This is a genomic window from Kitasatospora sp. NPDC048545, assembly GCF_040651155.1.
Classification (GTDB): domain Bacteria; phylum Actinomycetota; class Actinomycetes; order Streptomycetales; family Streptomycetaceae; genus Kitasatospora.
This window is the reverse complement of record NZ_JBEZIQ010000155.1, coordinates 1-2444: the sequence shown is the minus strand read 5'-3', so window position 1 is coordinate 2444 and position 2444 is coordinate 1. Positions and strand designations below refer to the sequence as shown.

The 2444-nt window shown below is 67.7% G+C and carries 2 protein-coding genes; both read left to right on the top strand.

Annotated features, from left to right (window positions below; all coding sequences use genetic code 11):
• Positions 1-795: 795 nt before the first annotated feature.
• A complete protein-coding gene (locus tag AB0D10_RS46170) occupies positions 796-1437 on the top strand; it encodes a hypothetical protein (protein ID WP_360269071.1) in 642 nt (213 codons plus the stop codon).
• Between the two features lie 104 nt (positions 1438-1541).
• A complete protein-coding gene (locus AB0D10_RS46165; RefSeq protein WP_360269068.1) occupies positions 1542-1964 on the top strand; it encodes a helix-turn-helix domain-containing protein in 423 nt (140 codons plus the stop codon).
• Positions 1965-2444: the final 480 nt, after the last annotated feature.

Genomic DNA, 2444 nt, shown 5'->3' with positions numbered 1-2444 from the left:
CGACATCTCGAAGCGTGGAGAACGGCCGCCTCCGCTGTCCCGGGAAGAACCGCAGATCAGCAGGTCGGGTGACCAGCGAGGTTAAACAAGAAGCTAAGCGGTTGCCGATGTCACCACCCACCTGACGAAGACCTTGTTTCCCACCTTCACGACCTGGGAGCGCTGGCCGGGACCACCCAGCAGCCCGCACCCACCACAGGGCCGCAGCGCCAGCAGCGGCAGGGCACGGGCACCAGCCACCTGAACTCGTAGGCATGGAAAGGGCCGTCAAGGCCCGGGTCCGGCGGCAGCCGGACTTCCATGACTGGCGCAGTGACACCAGCCAGCCCCGGCCAGCAGGGCCAAACCGAGCCCGGCCCGGGCGGCGGCAGCGGTACGGGCAACCAGCCCGCCGGAGGCCACCCCAAGCACAAACCCGCAGGTCAGACCCCTAGCAGTAGCCGCTGTGGCACAAGGTGCCGCCGGGCCTGCAGGTACGGCAGCGCCGGTTCTCCCGCACGGCGGGTGTATAAGAGACCCCCGCCCGCAAGAACCGGCCAAAAACGCGCTCTGACCTGCGAAAACGACCACTTTGTGTCAGGCATTGTTTGGCCCTGGCCAGCAGGGCCAAACGCTCGCGACTTTGGCCCTGCTGGCCAGGCCAAACCGGCGGGCGTTATCCACAGCTTCCCGGGCTTTCCGTCAGGCGCAGCCGGGCGACTCGCCGAGACGGTTCGGCCCTAACGGTAGGGCCAAAGCACTATCACCCGTGATAGTGTCCCGGTGACATTGGATCAAGGAACCTGGAGAGCGCCGATGGCTGACAAGCCCAAGCTGGGCTACGGGGAGCAGCTGGTGACCCGGCTCGACAGCCGGGGGAATGTCGTCTACTCGGTGCAGAAGATCTCGGGCCGCACCTTCGCGGAGTCCGACACCACCAAGGGCTACACGACCGACGCCCCGCTGATGATGCTCACCCTCGCCCAGATGGACATCCCGCAGACCTGGATGCGGACCTGGTGCACGTTGGTGGGTTTCCAGCAGATGAGCGGGAAGGCCCCGCGCCGGGCGCCGCTGGGCATGGTGAAGACCACCCACCGCGACATCAGCGCCGCCTCCGGCGTTTCGCGGACCTATGTCGGTGAGTCGCTGCTGTTCTTCAACGAGATCGGCTGGCTGCGGACCGCACGCCGCTCGGTCTACCAGCTGAACCCGTTCCTCACCTTCGCCGGATCCAGCGCCGACCAGGAGGCGGCCCAGGACGTCTGGGTGGCGGAGGTACCCGAGTTCCTCATGCCGGGCCCGGAGTACGCCACGGCCTGGCGCAAGGAACGCCGCGAGGACCAGCGCGCGGTGGCCAAGGCCGCGAACGTCGTGCTGCTGGGCTCGGCGAAGACCGAGACGAACGAGATGCCAGCAGCCTCGAAGTCGAAGGTTCGGGCCGTCCGGAGCGCCTGAGACGGCGAGGCCCGCTCCGTTGCACCGGAGCGGGCCTAACCTGACATTGGATGCTCAACGTATCAGCAGCTGGTGGCGCTTGCGCCCCTGACCGAGGACTCCAGATGACGACCACCCGGTACGTCCCGCCGATCCCGACCACCGAGTACGTGACGATCAGCCGTGAGGCGCTGGCCGTCCTCAGCCTGGTCGAGCTGACCGCGAACAGCTTCCGCCTGGTGAACACGCTGCTGGCCTACCAGGATCCGGAGACGGGGTGCGCCGGCCTCTCCCAGGCCGAGATGGGCACCCTGCTGGGGCTGAGCGCGCCGAGTGTCAACCGGTCCGTGAAGCAACTGGCGGACAAGGGCCTGGCCTGGCTGCTGGAGCCGGGTGTCTACCAGATCCACCCGCTGCTGACCGGCGGCAAGATGCGGGCCGGCCTGGCTTCGGTGCCCCGGATCGACTCCCTCGACCCCGAGCGGTTTGGCGAGCGACTGCGGCAGCGGTACGAAGGGCAGCTCGCCAACCTCGGCATCAGCGCGTAGCGGACGAGACCCCTGACGGCCCGGGCAGCCACCCGGGCCGTCTTCTTTGGCCCTGGCAGCAGGGCCAAAGCACTAGCACCCGTGATAGCGGTTTGGCCCCGCAGGTGGGGCCAAACCGCGTGTTTCTCCAGGTGCGCGGCCAGTCCCGCGCTTTGGCCCTGCTGGTAGGGCCAAAGCACTACCACCGGTGATAGTGGTCTGGCCCTACCAGCAGGGCCAGACCACAAGGGGTGCGTGGCGGCTCGACTCCAGCACCCGCTACCACCAGTGGTGACGGGATGGTCCAGGGGAGAGTACAAATCGCGGGGGCTCCGGCCTGGCCGCACAAATCGCGGGGGCTCCGGCCTGGCCGCCCTTGGCGGCAGGCACTGGTAGCAAAGGCCTTAGCTTGATTTTTATGCTGCCGCCGCGATCTTGGCGAGGTGCGCTTCGAGCGTGGGTTCGCGTTTGACGGTCTTCCCGACGTCGTAGCGGGGTGCC

What these genes read in the sequence shown, in the direction of transcription:
- AB0D10_RS46170 (WP_360269071.1), top strand. Translation starts at nt 796, where the DNA reads ATGGCTGACAAGCCCAAGCTGGGCTACGGGGAGCAGCTGGTGACCCGG.
- AB0D10_RS46165 (WP_360269068.1), top strand. Translation starts at nt 1,542, where the DNA reads ATGACGACCACCCGGTACGTCCCGCCGATCCCGACCACCGAGTACGTG.